The organism is Desulfobaculum xiamenense (assembly GCF_011927665.1).
Lineage (GTDB): Bacteria > Desulfobacterota > Desulfovibrionia > Desulfovibrionales > Desulfovibrionaceae > Desulfobaculum > Desulfobaculum xiamenense.
Genome location: NZ_JAATJA010000001.1, coordinates 1,315,751 through 1,336,404, shown reverse-complemented (window position 1 = coordinate 1,336,404; position 20,654 = coordinate 1,315,751). Strand labels below are relative to the sequence as shown.

The window sequence follows — 20,654 nt, the reverse complement described above, 5'->3', positions numbered from 1 at the left end:
GTTTCGCCTCCGAAACCGAGAACTCCCGAGACGGTGGGTTTCGTCTCGGGAGTTCCGGGAGGTGGAGGACTGAACCATCCCGCATTGGTCGATGCGGGAAATTCTTGGATTATACGGCCATGCGGTAGGGGGCCAGCAGATCGTCGAGGCTGTCTCTGCGGCGGATGAGGCTGTGCGAGCCGTCGGCGGCGACGAGTACTTCCGCCGGGCGCAGTCGCAGATTGTAGTTGGAGCTCATGGCGTGGCCGTAGGCTCCTGCGTCGAGCACCGCGAGGATGTCGTTCTCGCGGGGGGCGGGGAGCATGCGGTCGCGCGCGATGATGTCGCCGGATTCGCAGATGTTGCCGACGACGGTGACCGGGGTCGGCTCCGCGAGCGGTTCTCCGCCGAGGCGGTGCAGCTCGATGTCGTGGTGCGAATCGTAAAGCATCGGCCGCGCGAGGACGTTGAAGCCGAGGTCCGTTCCGGCGAAGTGCGTGGGGCCGTTGGCCTTCACGGCATGCACCGTGCCGAGCAGCACGCCGCATTCGGCGGAGATATAGCGCCCCGGTTCGACCATGATTTCCGGCTTGCGGCCGGTGCGCGTGGTCCAGTCGCGGATGAGCGCCGTCAGCCCGCGTCCGAGTTCCGCCAGATCGAGGCGTCCCTGTCCGTCGAGCTTGCGGTAGGGCACGCCGAAGCCGCCGCCGAAATCGATGAAGTCCAGTTCGCCGAATCCCTCGGCGAGTTCCAACAGCCGTGCCGCCGCCGCGAGGTAGGCGTCCCCCTCCATGAACAGCGAGCCGATGTGCTGGTTGATGCCGCGAAGCGTCAGCCTGTGCCGGGCGCAGATGTCGGCGATGGTTTCTGCGTCCTCCGGCGCGATGCCGAATTTCGTCTCCTTGCCGCCAGTCACGACCTTCTTGTGATGTCCCGCGCCCACGCCGGGGTTGAGGCGCACAGCCACGCTCCCGCCCGGATTCACGCTACCGAAGAGTTCGAGCTGCGAGAGCGAGTCCACGGATACGCGAACTCCCCTGTCCGCCGCGAATTCGAATTCCTGCGCACTGACGTTGTTGGAGATGAAGAAGATGTCGTCCGGGGTGAAGCCCGCCGCGAGGTCCATGCAGATTTCGCCGGGGCTCATGGCGTCGGCCTTGAGGCCCTCGGAGCGCACGATGCGCAGTAGCGCCGGGTTGCTGTTGGACTTGGCGGAGAAGTTCACGCTGAAGCGTTCGTAGTCCACGAGGTGCGCGATTTCGCGGCAACGCTGGCGCAGGATCGTTTCGTTGTAGACGTAGAGCGGGCTGCCGTAGCGGCTGGTCAGCTCGAAGGGGGTTGCGGAACCGAAGAAGGCGGTGCGCGTGGTGTGGCCGCCGTGAATCTGGATGGTCTGGCTCATCGGGAAGTTTCCTCGCGCTGGCGTACAAGTTCCAGCTCGTTGACGAAGGCCTCGCGCATCAGGCGCACGAGGTTGGAGTTTCTGGAATAGAGGCATTGGGCCGTGGCATCGGGACGCAGGCTCCCGGTGAGCACGGCCTCGGTGTCGGCGATGATGTTGAACTGGCCGGGCATGCGCTGGGTGTGGTGGAAGGCCGCACCGGGGATGCCGGGGTCGGCGTCGCACAGGATTACGGTCTTCAGCCCCCTGTCCGCCGCGCGGCGAAGCGCCTCGGCGATCTGACCCGCCAGATCGTCCCCGTGCAGGGAGACGTAGACCCGCCTCGTCGCCGCATCGAGCACGTTGACGATCTTGTCGCGCACGTTGTCGCTTCCGGTCACGGCGAGGTAGGGCGCTTCGGTTTCGCGCCGGGCGGGCAGGGCGCTTTCGAGGGCATCGAGGGTCTTCATGCACTGGCGGCGCAGGTTGCCCACCAACTCCGCCGCAGGGGTGGCGCTGTAGGTGCGGGTTTCCCCGCCGCCCTGCATGGCCGCGCCCTTTTCCGCCAGCCCCGCCAGCGCGGCGTAGGCGTTGGAACGCGAAATGCCCGCGTTCTTGGCGGCTTCGTATCCGCTCTGCTCCCCGTGGGTGAGCAGCGTCAGGTAGACGGTGGCTTCCTGCCGCGTGAATCCGAAACTCTTGAGGGCGTCGATGGGGTCCATGGCTGCTCCGGCTGTAGTAGTTCCTTTTGGTACTACTACAGCCGGAGGCGCGGGGCGTCAACGCCGGAGTTGCCGCCCCGGATGGCGCGTGGTGAAAAAAAGGCCGCGCGCCAGCGGCGTGCGGCCTTCGAAAATCGGTGTGTGGTGCGGATCAGAGTACGTCTGCGCCGGAAAGTATCTGTACGAAACGCTTGTACATTTCAAGGTCGATTTCGTTGGACATCTGGTCGCGCATGAGGCGCAGCACCTGGAAGGGATTCATGGCCTTGGCGTAGGGGCGGTCCGAGGTCAGGGCGTCGTAGACGTCGGCGATGGCCACGGCGCGGGCTTCGATGGGAATGTCGTAGCCACGGATGCCGCCGGGGTAGCCACTACCGTCCATGCGCTCGTGATGGAAGAGGATGCAGTTGTAGGTCGTCTGCGAAAGGGGCAGTTGGGCGCACAGGCCGATGCCCTGTACCGGATGGGTGTTGACGATTGTGCGTTCCTCGCTGGAGAGCGCCCCGGGCTTGTTGAGGATGTTCTCGGGGATGACGGTCTTGCCGATGTCGTGGAGCATGGCCCCCAGCCCGCATTGGACCAGCAGTTCCTCGTCGAAGCCGTAACTCTGGAGAATGGCGGTCGAGTACAGGAACACGTGCATGCAGTGGGCGTAGGTCTTGTAGTCGTGTTCCACAAGTTGGGCCACGGCCTTGAAGGAGTTCTCCAGCGTCAGGAACTGGATGCCCTGATTCACGAAATCGATGATCCTGTTGAAGCTCTCCTTGCGTGCGACAGAGTCGGGCAGGCGGGTCTCGAAGGCTTCCTTCACGATGTCGAGCGAGACGCCGTGGAAGAGCTTGGCGCGTTCCGGAAGCGGGACGGTCTCGTTCATGAGAATCGTGCCGAGGTTGCGCTCGACGTATTCGTGGTAGTGCCCGGCCTGGCTTGCGCGGATGAAGACCTCCGTGACGCCGTGATCGTACAGGGCGCGGCGGTGGCGCTCCGTGAAGCATTCCTCGCCGGAGGCATAGAGGACGTAGCCGTCTGCCTGCCGGAGGTAGACGCTGAAGCGTCCCATGCATCCGGGGTAGATCATGAGCGGAGAGACCGCGATGTAGCTGTCGTTGCGGGAAGACGTCGCGGGACGTCTGAGAGTCGTGCTGGTTGGCATGTGGTCTTCCGTTTCCGCATTCCGTCGCGGCCGGGAAGACGTGGGTCATTTCCGGCTGGGCCGGAGCGTCGCGAACGGTGGGCGGTTCCTCATCGTTATCTTGATTTCGATCAGGTTCACTGCAAACCGTTGAGGTATACGTCGTTCCATCCCAAAAGTATAGGGGGGAGCCCTAGGGCGATTGTTACGAAAAAAGTTTTTTGATTACAAGGAGATGATTGCTATTTGTGGGCTAAGTGGGGGAGAGGTCGGGAAGCCGGTTTGTATCGAATGGGAACATTCCCTATGCGCTTGGGTGGAAATCCTTCATGCGTGGTGCCAGTCAGCGTCGAGCAGGTCCGAGACGTGGTTCAGCGTGCCGATGCACAGGCGAGCGATGCCCCGGTAGTAGTCCGTGGCGGCACGCTGGGCCATGCGATGGAGAAAAGACGCCGCCCATCGGGCTGGGTGCTTGGCGAGGAAGATGCGCGCCGCGTCGATATGCTCCATCGCGTCGCGGGCATTTCCGTCGGCCTGTGCGGAGGCAGCCAGAAGCAGCGCGTGGGCGAGGAACGCGAGTTCGAGGCCGATATGGTCGTCCGGCTCGCGGCGCGTGTCTGGCGTTTCGAGACCGTAGTGCGCGTAGGCTTCGCGTACGGCCTGTGTCGATTCGTCGAAGAGCAGCCCCTCGGATGATGTCCACACCGATTCCCACGCCGCGAGGGGGGCCACGGGGCCGAGGAACAGTTGCGTGAAGTCCGTCCGCACGAGGGGGGCCGCGTCGGTGCCGTGGGCATCGAAGAAGGCCGCGATGAGGGCGAGGCCCTCGCGGGTGTCCGGATCGGTTGCGGGCAGCGGCCAGTCCCGGAACAGCAGGCCGTTGTCGAGTCCCGCCGGGAAGTCGTGGTCCGGCTCGAAGTACAGGCTACGCCCCAGAAAGGCGAGGGCGAGGGCACAGCCGGTCAGCGCTTCCGTACTGGGCGTGGTCATGTGGTGTCGTTCCGTGGTGTGCCGGGGTGCGCGGCCGCGCGGATGCAGCCGCTGCGCGAGCCGGACGGTCTGGCGTTTCGGGCCGGGGTCACGAGCAGGTTGGGCTGGGTGATGGCTCTGTCCGGCAGCGGAGCGACCACCTCGAATTCACCGAACATGGACGCGAGGTCCTCGTATTCGCCGAAGTGCAGCGCCCGGTTGGGGCACGCGGAAACGCAGGCCGGGGGCTGGCCCTGCTCCAGCAGGTCGCGGCAGAGGTCGCACTTGGTCATGCGGCCCGCTTTGGCGTCGAACTGGGGGGCGCAGTAGGGGCAGCCCCATTCGCAGTAGCGGCAGCCCACGCAGAGCTTCGCGTCCACGCTGACGATGCCGTGCTCGTCCTTGCGCATGGCTCCCGTGGGGCAGGAGCGGACGCAGATGGGGTTCTGGCAGTGGTTGCAGGCGATGGACAGGTGGTAGGCGAAGACGTCCTGCGCAAAGGTTCCGTCCGCGTTGCGGCTACAGGTACCGCCGGAATACTCGACGACACGGCGGTAGAGGATGCCCTCGGGCAGATCGTTCCGGTCGATGCAGGCCATGACGCAGGTCCGGCAACCGGTGCAGGCTTGCATGTCCACGTGGAAGGCCGGGCGCTTGAGCATCTGCGGTCTCCTAGGCCTTCTCGACCTGAACGAGGTTGGTGTGCTGGGGATTGCCCTTGGCCAGCGGCGAGGGGCGTTGTGTGGTGAGCACGTTGATGCAGCCGCCGGTGTCCGCGCCGTCCTGCGCGGGGGCGTACCATGCGCCCTCTGGCAGGCTGAGCACGCCCGGCGCGATGCGCGGCGTGACCCTCGCCGGTATGAGCACCGCACCGCGCGCGTTGAACACGCGAACCATGTCGCCCTGCGCGATGCCGCGCAGGGCTGCGTCTGCGGGGTTCATCCACAGTTCCTGACGCTCGATGCGTCGCAGCCAGTCCACGTTGTCGCCGGTGGAGTGCGTGCGCTGGCGGGGGTGATGGCCGATGAGCTGGAGCGGATAGGTGCGCCGCAGCGGGTCCTCTACGCCCTCCCATGCGGGGACGTATTCGGGCAGGCCGGGGATGCGCTCGTCGGGACCGAGTTGCCACGTCTTTCCGAGGTCCCACAGTCGCTTGGAGAAGATTTCGATGCGGCCGGATGGCGTGTCTAGCGGGTTCGCCACCGGATCGCGCCTGAACGCCGCGTACGGAACGCGCGGGGCCTCGGGATCGCGCATGCGGAAGATGCCAGTGTCGAAGGCGTCGTCCATGCGTTCGGGCAGGCCCGGGAGAAGCCTGCGGGATTCCTCGTAGAGATGGGCGAGCCAGCCCGCCCTGTCGCGGCCCTCGGTGTAGGCTTCGCCCACGCCGAGGCGTTTGGCGACGGCGGCGCAGATGTCGTAGATGGAGCGGGACTCGAACAGCGGTTCCACGGCCTTGCGGGCAAAGATGACATAACCGATGTCCGTGGCGTAGTCGCTCAGCGCGAAGTCGTCCTCTTCCAGATTGGTCACGCCGGGCAGCAGGATGTCCGCGAAGCGCGCACTGGCGGTCATGACGTTGTCGATGACCACGATGGTGCGGCATTTCGTTTCATCGACGAGGATGCGCGCGGTGCGGTTGGCGTCCGAGTGCTGGTTGATCAGGCAGTTCCCTGCGAAATTCCATATGAATCGGATGTCGGACGGCAGTTTGTCCACGCCGCGCACGCCGTCTGTCGTGGCGGTCATCTCGTGCCCGCGCCGGACGGCTTCGGTCCACATGAAGCAGGGAATGGACGCGGCCACGGGATTGTCGAGGGTGGGGAAGCCCGCGAAGGGCATGGTGAAGAAGCCTTCGCGCGCGCCGGTGTTGCCGCCGCGGATGCCCACGTTGCCGGTGAGGATGGGCAGCATGCACACGGCGCGGCAGTTCTGCTCGCCGTTGGCCTGCCGCTGGAGGGACCAGCCCTGCGCTATGTAGCAGGGCTTGGCAGCGCCGATTTCGCGGGCGAGGCGCACGATGCGCTCGGCCGGGATGCCGGTGATGGCCTCGGCCCAGCCCGGCGTCTTGGCCGTGCGGTCCGGCCCGAGACCGAGGATGTGGGAGCGGTAGGACTGTCCGGCGGGCACGCCGTCCGGCATGGAATCCTCGTCGTAGCCGATGGTGTGGGTGGCGAGGAAGTCGTGGTCCACGAGATTCTCGGTGATGAGCACATGGGCCAGGGCGCTGACCAGCGCCGCGTCCGTGCCCGGTCGGATGGGAATCCATTCGTCGGCGAAGGTGGCCGCCGTGTCGGAGTGGCGGGGGTCGATGACGATGAGCCGCGTGCCGGAGCGGCGCAGGGCGCGGGCGAGGTCGTGGCTTACTCCCAGTCCGCCCATGCGCGTGGTTGCGGGATTGTTGCCGAAGAACACGGCCAGTTCGCTGTGGGCCACGTCCGTGATGGGATTTCCATCGACCCAAGCGCCGCCGTAGGTGTAGGGCAGGGCCGCTTCGAGCATGGCGTAGCTGTAGGTGCCGTAGGAGCGCAGATGCCCGCCGAGGCAGTTCATGAGCCGCGAGATGGTCGGCGCGCCGGACGAGCAGGAGTTGGAGAGCACGGCTCCCCAGTTGCCCGTGCCCACGTTCAGATACACGGATTCGTTGCCCCAGGTGTCGATGGCCTCGCGCAGGCGTGCGGCGAGGAGGTCGAGGGCTTCGTCCCAGCTAGCGCGGCGGAATTTTCCTTCCCCGCGCGCACCGACGCGCAGCATCGGGTACTTGAGGCGGTCCGGCGCGTAGAGCCGGTGGCGCATGGCCCGTCCGCGCAGGCAGGCCGTGGCGGCGTGGCCTGCGGTGTCGGCCTCGGAGTCTATGGCGCGCACCACGCCATCCACCACGTGGGCGCGCAGGGCGCAGCGTCCGCCGCAGTTCACGTTGCACGAGGTCCAGACATCGCGCTCGCGAAGGGGCGGTTGTGCCGTGCGCGAACCGACGCAGTGGAGAAGCCCCCCACCGGTCAGGGCGGTCATGCCGCCAAGCGCGGCGCTCCATTTCAGGAATTTGCGGCGGTCCATTCCGTGTTCCGTGGCGTTTCTATCTGTCTATTCCGTACTTTCGAAGCTGCACGTAGAGGCGGCTCTTGCCGAGGCCGGAGAGGTCGCAGGCCCGGCTGACCTTCCAGTCCGCCGCTTCCATGAGCCGCGTGAAGTATTCCCTGTCCGCGGCGTCCAGCACGTCGTTGCGGAAGTCCTTGTACTCCGGGAAATGCTCGGGGCGCGTGTCGAAGCCGTACACGAGGCCGTCGCGGTTTCCGGTTTCGTTTGGGCATGGGGCGGCGGCGTTCGGCGTCACGGCGGATGCGTCCGCGATGGCGCTCTTGAGCGTCGAGATGCGTATGCGCTCCGGCAGGTGCGTGGCGAACAGCTCCGGCTCGAAATACGCGCCCACGATGGCGCTTTCAAGGGTGTTCGACAGCTCGCGGATGTTGCCGGGCCAGCCGTAGGCGCGAAGCGTGTCGATGAAGTCCGGGGCGAAGGTCTTCGGTGCGATGCCGTTCTTGCGCGAGATGCGCGCGGCCAACTCCTGTGCCAGCTCGTCGATGTCCTCGGCGCGTTCGCGAAGCGGTGGCAGGTGGATGGCCACCGAGCACAGCCGGTAGAGCAGGTCCTCGCGGAATTCGCCCCGGCGGGACATGTCTTCGAGGTCGCGGTTGGTGGCGGCCACGAGGCGGAAATCGCTGGTCAGCTCGTGCTGTGCGCCCACGGGGCGGAAGCGCTTTTCCTGAAGCACGCGCAGGAACTTTTTCTGGAGATCGGGCGAGAGTTCGCCCACCTCGTCGAGGAACAGCGTGCCGCCGTCGGCCTCCTTCACAAGGCCCGTGCGCGGCGCGTCCGCACCGGTGAAGGCTCCGCGAACGTGGCCGAAGAGCGTGCTTTCGAGCAGGTTGGCTGGGATGGCCGCGCAGTCCACCACCACGAAGGGGCGGTCCGCACGGGCACTGTTTTCGTGCAGGGCGCGGGCAAACAGCTCCTTGCCGGTGCCCGTCTCGCCGGTGATGAGAACGTTGGCGTTGCCGCGAGCGGCAACGGCCAGCCGGTCCATGGTGGCGCGGATGGCGGCGCTGTGCCCGACGATGCCGCAGCGCTTCATGGGCGGCGGGGTGGTCAGTTCGCGCAGGTTGTCGCGATACTTGAGCACGCGGGTGAGCGGCAGGAGAATCTTCTTGGGCGACAGCGGCTTCTGGAGGTAGTCCCACGCGCCGTTTCTGATGGCCAGTTCCGCGCCGTCCGGGTCGCCCAGTCCGGTCATGATGATGACCTCGGGTGGCATGGGGAGCGCCTTGAGCCGGGGCAGGATGTCCAGCCCGTTGCCATCGGGCATGCGCACGTCGAGAAAGACCACGTCGAAATCACCGCCGAGGGCGCGGTTTAGACCGTCGGCGAGCGAGAGGGCGTAGCTGCCTTCGTGGCCGATGTTGCGCACCAGTTCGGCAAGGGCCTCGCAGGTGGGCTGGTTGTCGTCGATGATGAGTACTTTCGCCATGAATGCGTTGCTCCGTAGGTTCTGCGGACCGCGTTACACCGTGGGGCGCAGGTAGCGCCGCACGGTCACCGCGAGATCCTGAAGGCTTATCGGCTTGCGCAGGTAGTCGCTGATGCCGATGGTCGAGGCGTCGGCCTCGCTGAAACTGTGGCTGAAGCCAGTGCACAGGATGACCGGGACGTCGGGGCGCAGGGCGAGAATCTCTCGCGCCAGCCGGTCTCCGCGCAGGTCGGGCATGTTGTAGTCCGTGATGACGAGGTCCACCGCGCAGGGGTCGCGCCGGAAAATGGTCAGCGCCTCGCGGCTGTCGGTGACGGCCAGCACCCGGTAGCCGAGCCTGTCGAGGAAGTCGCGGTAGGAGTCCGTGAGTTCGCGTTCGTCATCCACGAAGAGGATGCTGCCGGTGCCGCCGCAGGGCGGCGCGGTGGTCTGGGCTTGCGCTTCTGTTTCGGCTGCCGGTTCGCGCGCGGGCAGTAGCACCGTGAAGCGGCTGCCGCGTCCGGGTTCGCTGGTCACGCGCACCGTGCCGCCCCATGACTTCACGATGCCGTCCACCACGGACAGGCCGAGTCCCGTGCCCTCGCCGGTGCCCTTGGTGGTGAAGAACGGCTCGAAGATGCGTTCCACAAGCTCCGGACACATGCCCATGCCTGTGTCGGAAACGGCGATGGACAGGTATGCGCCGGGTTTGAGGCCCTCGGCGCTCGTGGCGTCGTCTCCGGGGGCAATGCGCACCGTGTCGAGGACGATGGACAGCCTGCCGCCTTCGCCGCGCATGGCGTGGGCCGCGTTGGTGCACAGGTTCATGAGCACCTGATGGACCTGTGTCGGCTCCGCCAGCACGTGGGGTTCCGGCGTGCGGATGGAATGCTCGATGACGATGGACGCCGGAAGCGAGGCTTCGAGGAATTTCACCGTCTCCTTCACGATGGGGCTGACGCGCAGCAGGGCGGTTTCCTCGCCGCCCTTGCGGGCGAAGGTCAGTATCTGGCTGACTAGTTCGCGTCCCCGGTCCGCCGCGGCCAGCACGTTGCTGATTTTGCCTTGCAGGGCCTCGTCGCCGTCGCAGTGGAACATCTCGACGAGTTCGCCGTTGGCGATGATGACGCCGAGGATGTTGTTGAAATCGTGGGCTATGCCGCCCGCCAGCGTGCCGATGGCCTCCATGCGTTGGGCGCGCTGGAGTTGGCGTTCCTTGTCGTGCAGGGAAATTTCCGCGCGCTTGCGATGCAGGGCCTCCTCGAAGGCGAAGAGCATTTCCGAAAGCAGCATCACCTCGCCGGGGGTGTGGGGAAAGCGCATGCGCGCCGCTGCGATGATGTGCGGGCGCTTGTCGCCCTCGCCCTGCAACGGCACGGCCACGATGTGCAGGTCCGCGCGGTTGGCCCCGTCGCCGTCTGTGGCGCGTCCTGTGGCCTTAATGACATGCCCGGCCGCCAAATCTCCGAGTTGCCCTGTCCCAAGCAGAGCGGAGGGGAGCAGACTCTGATCCCATGCCGGGCCGTCTCCGGCGCTGGTGCCGAGAAGTTCGGTGATGGTGCCGTCCTCGTTGACCCGTGCCCACGCCGCATAGTCGCTATTGGCGATGCCGCGCGCCTCGTCGAGGCAATGGAGCATGACCTCGCGCTCCGTGCGACATTCCAGCGAGCCGAGCAGAACACGGTTGATGGAACTGAGCGCGGCGGTGCGCTGGGCGACCTGTTTCTTGAGGCTGCGGTTCCACGTGAGGATGAGCATCACCCCGCCGAGGACCACGCCCACCGCGCCGAGCACGGCGAACCAGAAGGTGCGGCTCATCCAGAACGGCTCGTACTGCAGGGACAGCCACTTTTCCTCGATGGCCTTGCGCTCGTGCGGGAGGATGAGCGCGAGGCCCTTGCGCAGGATGTTCTTCAGTTCCGGCATGTCGTTGCGCGAGGCCATGCGCAGGTCGATGGAGTAGTTGGTCAGCCCCGCGATGCGCAGATTGCTGATGCGGGCGTTGGCGATGTAGTGCGAGGCCAACGCCATGTCGCAGATGAGGGCGTCGATGTCGCCCACGGCGAGGGCGCGCAGCCCGCCGATATATCCGCCGGTGGTCGGCACCAGCGTGCAGTCCTCGCGGATGCGCTTCTTCAGGTAGTCCATGAAGTCCGGCGAGACCGTGACGCCGATGCGCATCCCGGCGAGGCGGTCGATGGTAAGGTCGTCCCGGAATTCCTTGCGGGTGATGATGGCCGCAGGGACGCTGACGTAGGCCTGCGTGAAGTCGAGGTGCCGTTGTCGGTCGTCGGTCATTTCGAGGGCGGTGACGATGTCCACTCCGCCCGCCATGGCGCTTTGCAGCAGGTCGTCGCGGTTGGGGAAGCGTACCGGATTGAAGCGCAGGCCCACCTTGCGGCCGATGAGGGCGAGGTAGTCCGCGCCGAGGCCTTCGAATCCGCCGTCGAGGTGGTAGGTCTCGTAGGGCGGGTAGTGCAGGCTTACGCCCACGGTCAGGCCGTCGGAGTGCTCGGCGATGAAGCGGCGTTCCTCGGGGGTGAACGGGTCCTGCGCGGAGCGGCTGTCGCAGGCGCACAGGACGAGTGCGACGAGCAGGATGAGGGCGTGGACGGGGCGGATGGTCATGCGAACGAAATTTTCCTGAATGCGCGCGGTCCGCCCCGTCCTGTGCGGACGGGGCGGGAACCGCGTGCATTATGGTCGGTGGATGCTACTTGCCGAAGGGGCACTTGGGGAAGCTGCAATTGGCGCAGCCGAGGCACATGCCGCCCTCACCCATGCGGGCGAGATCCTCGCGGGTGATGGACAGGCCCGCCAGAAGGCGCGGCAGCAGCAGGTCGAGGCTGGTGCGGGCGAAGAACAGCGCGCAGGCCGGAACGCCCAACAACTGTGCCTCGCCGATGCGGCCCACCAGCGTCATGGCACCGGGCAGGATGGGCGCGCCGTAGACGAGGTCCGTCGCGCCAGCGTCCACGAGGCCGTGGCGCGTTACGTCGTCCGGGTCCACGGACAGGCCTGCGGTGGTGATGATGAGGTCGCAGCCGTCGGCGATGAACTGCTTCACGTGGTCGCGAATCTGCTCCCTGTCGTCGGGGACGATGGCCGAGCGGTTCACGTTGGAGCCGAGGGCCGTGAGCTTCGCGCGGATGATGCCCTCGAAGCGGTCCTCGATCTTGCCGCTGAAGACTTCGTCGCCGGTGACGAGCACGCCCGCCCGCGCGGCGCGAAGCGGCAGTACCGAGAACACCGGGCCGTCGGTCAGCGCGGCCATGGCGCGCTCGAAGAGATTGCGCTTGAGGTAGAGCGGGATGGCGCGGGTTCCGGCGATGTCGGCACCCTTGTTGACGATGGTCCAGCCGCTGCGGCTGGCGGCCATGACGCCGGGGGCCATGTTGAAAGAGTAGAGGCGGTCGGTGTTCACGCACAGCAGACCGTCGCGGTCGGCCTTGAGGCCCACCTTGCCCTCGTGCGGCTCGCCACCGGGGATCACGCCGTCGCCCGCCAGCGCGGCGGCGAAGGCCTTGGCGCAGTCGTTCTCGTGCACCCAGTCCTCGCCCACGGCGGCTTCGGTGACGTAGACGTTGTTGCGGCCCATCTGTTGGAGGCGGCACAGGTCGCCTGCCTCGAAGGTCTGGCCCTTGCGGAAGGCCGCGCCCTTGCTCTCGCCGGGGACGATGCGCGTCATGTCGTGCACGGCCTGCTCGCCCAGCGCGTGGTCTACGGGCACGGCATGCACGGCCTCGGGCACGGGGAATACGACACAGGCGGAGTCCTCGTCATGCTTTACGTAGGGCGATTCGCCACGGCACGAGCGGCACATGGGGCCGTGCACGGCGGGGTAGGCCTCGTGGCACATGGGGCAGATGGCGATGCCGCCCTTCGAGCGCTTGACGAGCATGTCGCGGCGCACGCGGATGGGCTCCACGCTGAGGATGTCCGGCCCGAGGGTGCCGATCTCCTCGCGCAGGCGTGCCGAATCCTGCTCCTGCTTAGGCTTCTCTTTGAGAAACCACACGCGCAGCTCCGAGCCTTCGGGCATCTTGTCCACGTCGAGGCGGACGCGGAATCCCTCGCGGTGTACTTGTCGTACAGGCTCATGGCGTAGAGGCCGAAATTCATGATGCGCATCCAGCCATTGCCGGTGGTGCAGGGGGTGAGCATCTGGATGGCGTCGGGCAGGCACCACGAGGTCTCGGAGATGGCCTCGTACAGCGTGCCCTCTGGCATGAGGCGTCGGGCCTCTTCCACCATGTATCCGCCGATGAGCAGGCCGGGGGCGGGGTAGTTGTGGAATAGGCGGGCCATCTCGATGAATTCCTCGAAGGTGTGCTGGCCGATATTGCGATATCCGGCGGTTCCGGACGATGCGGTGACGGACATGTGAGTGCTCCTGTGCAGATTGTGGAAATGCGCACGAGTGTTCAAGGAGCGTGCCAGCATGGGGAATGGCAATGTGCATGCGTTTCGCAACGTTGCGGCTGCGCGGCTCCTTTGCGGAAGAGTGAGTTTCCGCAAAGAGTGGACACTTTGTCAAATGCCGTGGAGAAAAAATTCCGCTCGGTGCGGAATGGCTTGTGATGATGGAGGAATGTCGCGTTCGGTCAGCTAGGCGAGCGGATCGTCCGGCCAGGGGTGCTTGGGATAGCGGCCCTTCATCTCGGCCTTTACGGCGCGGTAGCCGTTTTTCCAGAAGCCTTCGAGGTCGCGCGTGATTTGGAGCGGGCGGCCCGCCGGAGACAGCAGGTGCACCGTTAGCGCATAGCGTCCGTTCGCGATGGTGGGGGTGGCGAGCACGCCGAACATCTTCTGGAGCTTTACCAGCAGCACCGGGCCGCTTTCCGGCGCGTAGTCGATGCGCGCCCGCCAGCCCGAGGGCAGCGTAAGGTGGGCGGGAGCCTCGCGGTCGAGGCGTCTTTGCATGTCCCACGGCAGAAGGGAGCGCAGGGCGGCGGCGAGGTCCATGCGTTTGAAATGGCTGCGGCGGGTGATGCCCGTAAGGAATGGGGCGAGCCAATCCTCCAACCCTGCAAGAAGGGCGGCGTCCGAGACGTCGGGCCACGGGCTTTCGTCCGGAGTGTCGAGACCGCGCAGGAAGTTCACGCGGGCGCGCCAGTCGCGCGTGGCGTCGTCCCACGGCAGGCAGTGCAGGCCGATGGAGCGGATGCCCTCGACCACTGCGGCGGACACGTCGCCGAGGGCCGCGCTCTGAAGCGGGGCGTCCGCCAGCACGAGTTTGCGCAGCTGTCGCTGGCGGCGGGCGCTGACGGCTTCGGTGCGTGCGTCCCATACCACGAAGGTGTCGTCCACGATGTCGCCCTCGAAGATGCTTTCCAGTTCATCGCGCAGTACGGGTGCGGCGCGCCAGATGCGGGCGCGCGAGGCGTTGCCGTCCAGATCGGCCACGCAGAGAAATTCCTCGTGGGCGAGGGGATCGTCCTCGGGCAGCCACGCGGCGCGGCCGCAGGACAGGCGGAAGGTTCCGGCACCCGTGCGCTGGGCAATCCGGTCCGGATAGGCGAGGCCCAGCACCATGCCCGAGGCTTCGGCGTCGATGCGTTCACGCGGATTGACGCCCGTCATGCGCGCGATTCTCGCGGCGGATTCGAGGATGGTGCGCCACTGGGGAGCGTTGGCGGGTGTTCTGGCTGCGGCTACGGCGTTGCCCATGCGACGGCGCAGGTCCGCTCCGCCGGGGGTGGCGTCGCGCTCGGTGAGTAGCGCGGCCATCATGCAGGCCGTGCGGCCGTGCCCGATTTGCCGTGCGGTGAGCACCATGTGCGACAGGCGGGGGTGCAGCGGGAGGGCGGCCATGGCCCGACCACGCGGCGTCACCGCGTCTGCGGTGTCGAGTGCGCCGAGGCTACGCAACAGGTCGCGGGCTTGCCCCATGTTGCCGGCGGGCGGGGTGTCGAGCCATGCCATTGCGGCCGGGTCCGTCACGCCCCATAGCGCCAGTTCGAGGGCCAGCGGGGCGAGGTCCGCCTCCTGTATCTCGGGGGCGGGAAAGGCCTTGAGCAGGCTGTCTTCGCCAGCACTCCACAGGCGGTAGCACACGCCCGGTCCCAGTCGGCCCGCGCGTCCGCGGCGCTGGTCCGCCGATGCGCGCGAAACGCGTTCCGTGGTCAGGCGCGTCATGCCGCTGCCGGGGTCGAAGCGCGGAACGCGGGCCAGTCCGCCGTCCACGACCACTCGGATACCCTCAATGGTCAGGCTCGTCTCCGCGATGGCGCTGGCGAGCACGACCTTGCGCGTGCCCGGCGCTGCGGGGGCGATGGCCGCGTCCTGTGCGGACTGGGCGAGAGTGCCGTAAAGCTGATGCACGCTCGCCACCTCGGCGGGAATGTCGGACAGGAGCATGCCCGTGCGGCGGATTTCGGCGGCCCCCGGCAGGAAGGCGAGGATGCTACCGTCCTCTTCTGCCAGCGCGCGACGTACGGCCAGCGCGACGTGCTCCGCCACGTCCGCGTCTTTTCGGACGGGCGGCAGGAAGACCGTTTCCACCGGGAAGCTGCGGCCCTGCGAGGTCAGGATGGGGCAGCCGCCAAGTAGGGCGGCCACGGGGGCGCTGTCGAGCGTTGCGGACATGACCACCAGCCGTAGGTCGTCGCGCAGGGCGTCGCGGCATTCGATGGCCAGCGCGAGGCCGAGGTCCGCGTGCAGGCTGCGTTCGTGAAATTCGTCGAAGATGATGCAGCCGATGCCCGTCAACTCCGGGTCCGCCTGAAGCATGCGCGTCAAAACGCCCTCGGTGACGACCTCGATGCGCGTGCCGGGACCGATGCGCGTGTCCATGCGCATGCGGTAGCCCACGGTCTCGCCGATGCGTTCCCCGAGCTGACGGGCCATGAACCGCGCAGCCGAACGCGCGGCCAGCCTGCGCGGTTCGAGCATGACGATGCGTTTGCCGTAGAGCCACGGCTCGTGGCGCAGGGCCAGCGGAACGCGGGTGGTCTTGCCCGCTCCTGGCGGGGCGTGCAGCACGGCGCATTGTCCGCTTGCCAAGCAGGCGCGCAGGTCAGGCAGAATGTCGTCGATGGGGAGATGCTGGAGTGTGGGCATTGCGGATTGCGGGTATCGCATTTGGGCGCGTGGGGCAAGGGGACTGGTCACGGCGTGGGGACGTCGGACGCTGCGTCGGCCTGTCGGGCGGGAATTTCGCCGTTTGTGTCTTGCGTGAAGGCGAGGGCGGCGCGGGCGAGTAGCGCGTATCCCTCCGGGCTGTAGTGCGCGTTGACCCTGTTGGCGAAGAGCGAAAGCGGATCGGGATGCGTCGCGAAGAGTTGCACAGCGTCGAGAAATGGGACGTTCGCTCTGCGCGCCGCCGCATCGGCGATGTGGCGTTTGAGTTCGTGATGCGCCGCCTGAGGCGTGGCGATGCGCTGGAAGGCCGGGAGATAGACGAAGATCAGCCGCCCGCCCCATTCTTTCGTCTCGGTATCGGCAAGGGTGAGGATGCGCGACAGCATATCCTCAAGAATGGCTGGAGAGATGGGTTTGCCCTGCCAGCGCGTTCCGGAGCCGCGTTCCATGAGACCGGCTGTGCGCGCGAGGATGCCGAGGCGCGTGCGCAGTTCGCGTAGGGCGAGCAGGTCGAGCGGCAGGGCGTTTACGCGGGCGGCGATTTCGGCTGCGCGTAATTCGGCGTCCACGTGGCGGCGGATGATGGCGTCCACCTTGTCCTGCTGGTGGGACAGGCCCTGCGAGTAGTCCGGCTGGAGATAGTTGATGAGTTGCGGTGATTGCATCTCGCGCTTGAGATTCGTGAGGTCGTTGCCCTCGTAGTACAGCCACAGGATGATGCCGGGCCGGAGCGGCGCAGCGTATTCGCGCAGGGTGGCAAGCTCCGTGAGCGGACCTGTTCCGCCGTAGCCGATGCTCGCCGCGCGTTGGCCCAGCGCGCGAAGTTGGGCCGCGATGTTTTGGTCCACGGGAACGCATGCGCCATGGGCGAAGGAATCGCCGACGACGAGAATGTCCACGGGAGCCGTAAGGGTGCCGACTGGGTTGTTGAAGCCGTATTCGTCGCTGTCGTAGACGAGCCACTGGCCGGTTTCGTTGCAGTAGACCGTGGGCCTGCGCGCGATTCCTGCCAGTGGCAGCAGCGGTTCCGGCCATGCGGCGCGTGTTTGCTCCACGCCGAGCCAGTGCACCGAGTGGATGGTGGGGAACGCGTCGATGCCGTCGTTGCGCAGATCGCGGACGACTTCGTATTTGGAACGTCGGTCGCAGGAGGCGCAGTCCTCGGGAATTGGCAGGCGGGATGGCATCAGCGCGTGCAGGGCGGCTTCTGCGGCGAGAAGGCACACGAACGTGGAACAGGCGACGAGAGCGAGGGCATCGCGCCGGGGCTTACTCGCGATTTGCGCGGCGATGGATGCGACAAAAAGGAGCGCCAGCGTCCATGTCAGCGAGGGCGGAGTGCCGTCGCCGGGGCGGTCGAGCAGGTGCGCCAGCGTGAGGGCGCACAGGACATAGGTGGATAGCGCGGCCAGAAGAATGCGGGACATGCATCGGCTCCGTGCGGTCTGTTTGGGGAGGCGGAGATGGACCAGCCATGGCGCGTTGATCGCAAGTTTCCATGAAAGCACAGATTGCGCGGTGCGTCGAGGGGGATGGGCGGGATGACGGGCACGTCGTTTGCGGAAGGACGTTCTGGGGCAAAGAAGAAGGGCCGTGAACATTTGTTCACAGCCCTTCATGATGCTCCATTTTGGAGCGGGAGACGGGATTTGAACCCGCGACTTCAACCTTGGCAAGGTTGCACTCTACCACTGAGTTACTCCCGCTCGCGCCGGCGAAGGCGGTAATTAGAGAATTCGGCCGGGCTTGGCAAGTGAAAATTTGAAAAAAAACGAAATGCGGACGGGAGGGGGCGAAGCGGCGGGGGGGGAGGTTTCCTGTGGACAGGATTGTGTGGAATTCATAAGCCTTGAAAGGCACTGTGCTCAATTGAGAAGTTTCGGGAGTCAATGTTATTTCAAGGGGTCGTCATGAAAGTGAATGAGTTTGTCCAGCCGCCGTTCTTACAGGCGGAGGAATTCCGTGAAAGGGTCAATGTTCTGGAGCGCGCGCTTGAGGAGAAGGGCGCGAAGATCGTATGGCTTGCATCGTATCCTCGCTCCGGCAACGGAATGCTCCGCGCCTTGCTGTATTTTGCGCTCAATCCGAGGGCGACGGATATGGCTGATTATAGAACCGCGACTCTGGATTTGCATGCGCGCTTTACCTTGGAGCATGTACAGGCCCTGCCCGAGGCGGAAATTCAGGGAACGCGCGTCGTGTTTATTAAATCCCACTTCATGTGCAATGCCATGGCGCAGTTCGTGGACCGGACCTTCGGAGCCATCCATCTGTTCAGAAATCCCTTTGAGGTCGCCGTGTCCGATTTCATCGCGTCGGAATACTATTCGGTATGTCATGATGAAAAGCTACTTGATGCGCATTTTATGAACTACTTCAGATATTTTTCCGCATTCAACCTGAGCCCGACGAGTAGCCTGTACGGTTATGGTTCGTGGCCGGAGCATTATTTCTCATGGAAGAAGTTGCCGCTGTACAGCGATGCGCAGGTCGTTTCTCTTTCTTTTGCCGACTTGGTGGGCGATAGAGAGAAGGTGCGGCATTGTCTTGAGGCGTTTGGTTTGCCGGTGAGTCGTGAGCGGCTTGATTGGATGTATGAACAGAGCCGCAGGGAAAAGGCGTTCGTTGTCAGCGAAACGAGTAGTGCAATAGGTGGCCAGGATGGCCATATTCCGCACTATATCACTCCGGCTACGGTGAAGAAGGCGATTTCGGAGCGGGCTCAACCGTTCCGGGGGTACCTTGAGGAGAAGTACGCCTTGTGGATGGCGCTACTCTAGGCGCACCAGCTTGTTATGCCACGTGGTGGGGAATGATTTGTCTTTTTTTGCCATCGTTTCAATCTATATCGTAAACACGAATACATATCAAAATCCAAAGCAAGTGAATAACACATACGATATTTGGATTGAAGGAATCTATCCACAAGAATCCAGTGTATCTGATGACTGTAAAGACAATATTGGCGGGAATGAGGGGCTTTGCTAATCGTTTTTGCGAAAATTTTGTGATTTATGATTGTGAAATTGTTTGAATCATTGTTGTCTGTTTTTAAGTTCGCGTCTGTATCTTTGTCTTGGACATTCTTGTCGTCCTTGTATAAGCCAATCAGAATAAATTGATACGGATTGTGCATCATCTAGAAGTCTGGGCTTGGGAGGACAACAATCACGGCAAGGGTGAAAAGAAAGCCAAGCGTCGGTCTGAACGTATAACGTGTTTTAGAGGTTGCCGTATAATATTTTGAATACATATTGCCTATGTATAGCAATTGACATCGCAAAGATCAGACGTTGTCGTTGGACAAATCTGAAGCCGCATATGTGGAGATGATTGTGGATTCCGGCGATCACCACACCGGCGGGCACGCACCTCTGCGCGGCCGCCGTCCTTGATCTCGCCAACCTCGGACCCGCAACCCGACGAACAGAGCCGCATCTTTCCGACCACGGCTGCGCAGCGCAGTGTAGGATGCTTTTGCCCCTGTTATGAATAGGTAAAAAGCCGGTTGTACATTCGACGCGCCGAATGGTTTCGTGAAACGCTGTCAGCCTGCATTGGTTTGCTTCTTTGACTTGTTTGACATTGATGTGTATAGCTCTGTCGGTTACTGGAGCGGCAAAGCTTTTCTATAGTTCGATGTCAATTTGAAGGTCCAGTCATTATGAAAATACTCATGTGCTGCACTCACCATTTTGGATCCGATAGGCAGGTTGGGAGTCAGCATATTGCGCGGAATTTTTGTCGAGAAGGGAATGAGGTGCATTATCTATCCGCACCTTTGACCCCGCTGCATTTGTTGGAGCGACAGACACAGGATTTGAAGACACGGTATCGTATCGCCAGAGAGGGCGTCACTCATCTTAATGGGCGATTGACTGAAAGCATTCCGCTCGCTCTTTTTGCACCGTGTGGAGTCTTTCCGCTGAATAAAATGGCTGTGCTTCGCAATTGGTCCCGTTTTGTGATTGCGCATTCCATTTCGACAGTACTCAAGGCGCAGCCTTTCGATGTGGTCTATATTGACAACATCTTCCTGGGCTGGCTGCTCGACAAGGTGCAGTACCGCACCTCCGTGATGAGGGTGATGGATCGACACGACCAGTTTCCGGGGTGGGCATCGAACGCCAAGCAACTGGCCCGGGAGGTTTCCGAAAAGTGCGACCTGACCGTGTATTCGGCGCGGGGGCTTGAAGCCTATGTGAAGGAGCTTGGCGCACAGGAGTCCTTTCTGGTTCCCAACGGTGTGGATTACGAGTTTTTTCGGCAGGTGGGGGCTCCTGACTCTTCATTTGCGAAGAGGAACAGGCCGGTTGTGGCCTACTCCGGTACGCTGGACGACAGAATTGACGTGGGATTGGTAAAATACGTTGCAGCAGCGCTTCCACAATATTCCTTTGAATTCTTTGGTCCGCAAAGTGAAGGATTTAGTCCTGACGGCTTCCCGGACAACGTGATCTTTCATGGTTCCGTTCCGCACGCGGATTTGCCCGCCATCCTGCATCAGGCCGATATCGGTTTCATCCCGTTTGATATTCATCGGGCCAAGGAACGCTTATCCGGAGTTCGTCCACTCAAGCTATTGGAATACATGGCTAGCGGTTTGCCTGTCGTTTGCGCTCGCTGGCCGGAGGTTGAAAGAATGAAAAGCCCTGCAAAACTTTTTTCAACTCCCAACGAATGCGTGGAGATGTTGAAACTCGTCGAGCTGGAAAAACAGAGCCATGCCATTGAAAAGGAATACGCTCGGCAGGCTGATTGGTCGCACATGTGCAGCCAGCTCATGGATGAAATCGAAAAGCGCGCGGAGCCTCGCGCGCATGAGACAACCCCTTCCCTCCAGTCCTTGTGACGACAAACCCCAATCAGCCTGTAAGTTGATTG

12 protein-coding genes, 1 tRNA gene and 1 pseudogene are annotated in these 20,654 nt (G+C 64.0%); 2 read left to right on the top strand and 12 right to left on the bottom strand.

The features are described from left to right. Nucleotides 1–109 precede the first annotated feature (109 nt). From lysA to GGQ74_RS06075, 12 genes and pseudogenes are all read right to left on the bottom strand, one after another. Complete coding sequence (gene lysA / locus GGQ74_RS06130) at nt 110–1,381, bottom strand: diaminopimelate decarboxylase (RefSeq protein WP_167940615.1); 1,272 nt, start codon at nt 1,379–1,381, stop codon at nt 110–112. Further along, entirely contained in the window at nt 1,378–2,082 is a 705-nt protein-coding gene (locus GGQ74_RS06125) for a TrmB family transcriptional regulator (RefSeq protein ID WP_167940614.1), read from the bottom strand. Before GGQ74_RS06125 ends, lysA begins: the two co-directional genes overlap by 4 nt. 151 nt (nt 2,083–2,233) lie before the next feature. Then, entirely contained in the window at nt 2,234–3,235 is a 1,002-nt protein-coding gene (locus GGQ74_RS06120; protein ID WP_167940613.1) for an HD-GYP domain-containing protein, read from the bottom strand. A 306-nt stretch (nt 3,236–3,541) separates the two neighbouring features. Further along, nucleotides 3,542–4,204: a TorD/DmsD family molecular chaperone gene (locus GGQ74_RS06115; RefSeq protein ID WP_167940612.1), complete on the bottom strand. Its 663-nt coding sequence runs from the start codon at nt 4,202–4,204 to the stop codon at nt 3,542–3,544. After that, nucleotides 4,201–4,845, bottom strand: a complete 645-nt coding sequence (locus GGQ74_RS06110; RefSeq protein ID WP_167940611.1) for a DMSO/selenate family reductase complex B subunit — start codon at nt 4,843–4,845, stop codon at nt 4,201–4,203. The genes GGQ74_RS06115 and GGQ74_RS06110 overlap by 4 nt, the downstream gene beginning before the upstream one ends. Nucleotides 4,846–4,855: 10 nt before the next feature. Then, nucleotides 4,856–7,240, bottom strand: a complete 2,385-nt coding sequence (locus GGQ74_RS06105; protein WP_167940610.1) for a DMSO/selenate family reductase complex A subunit — start codon at nt 7,238–7,240, stop codon at nt 4,856–4,858. Between the two features lie 19 nt (nt 7,241–7,259). Continuing rightward, on the bottom strand, nt 7,260–8,708 hold the full coding sequence (locus GGQ74_RS06100) for a sigma-54-dependent transcriptional regulator (protein WP_167940609.1): 1,449 nt from the start codon (nt 8,706–8,708) through the stop codon (nt 7,260–7,262). 33 nt (nt 8,709–8,741) lie between these two features. Continuing rightward, nucleotides 8,742–11,315 (bottom strand): ATP-binding protein, encoded by a 2,574-nt coding sequence (locus GGQ74_RS06095; protein ID WP_167940608.1) that lies wholly within the window; start codon nt 11,313–11,315, stop codon nt 8,742–8,744. 85 nt (nt 11,316–11,400) lie between these two features. Then, nucleotides 11,401–13,070, bottom strand: a pseudogene (locus GGQ74_RS06090) (FmdE family protein). A 225-nt stretch (nt 13,071–13,295) separates the two neighbouring features. Further along, the gene (gene hrpB, locus GGQ74_RS06085; protein ID WP_167940607.1) at nt 13,296–15,749 is read right to left on the bottom strand and encodes an ATP-dependent helicase HrpB; all 2,454 of its coding nucleotides are present in this window, start codon (nt 15,747–15,749) and stop codon (nt 13,296–13,298) included. Nucleotides 15,750–15,796: 47 nt separating this feature from the next. Beyond that, complete coding sequence (locus GGQ74_RS06080; protein ID WP_167940606.1) at nt 15,797–17,197, bottom strand: SGNH/GDSL hydrolase family protein; 1,401 nt, start codon at nt 17,195–17,197, stop codon at nt 15,797–15,799. 204 nt (nt 17,198–17,401) lie between these two features. Beyond that, nucleotides 17,402–17,476: transfer RNA gene (locus GGQ74_RS06075), tRNA-Gly, on the bottom strand. 204 nt (nt 17,477–17,680) lie between these two features. Here GGQ74_RS06075 and GGQ74_RS06070 point away from each other — a divergent pair. Together GGQ74_RS06070 and GGQ74_RS06065 are read left to right on the top strand one after the other, a co-directional pair. Continuing rightward, nucleotides 17,681–18,550, top strand: a complete 870-nt coding sequence (locus GGQ74_RS06070) for a sulfotransferase domain-containing protein (protein ID WP_167940605.1) — start codon at nt 17,681–17,683, stop codon at nt 18,548–18,550. An 884-nt stretch (nt 18,551–19,434) separates the two neighbouring features. Then, nucleotides 19,435–20,622 (top strand): glycosyltransferase family protein, encoded by a 1,188-nt coding sequence (locus tag GGQ74_RS06065; RefSeq protein WP_425338084.1) that lies wholly within the window; start codon nt 19,435–19,437, stop codon nt 20,620–20,622. The last annotated feature ends 32 nt before the right edge of the window (nt 20,623–20,654 follow it).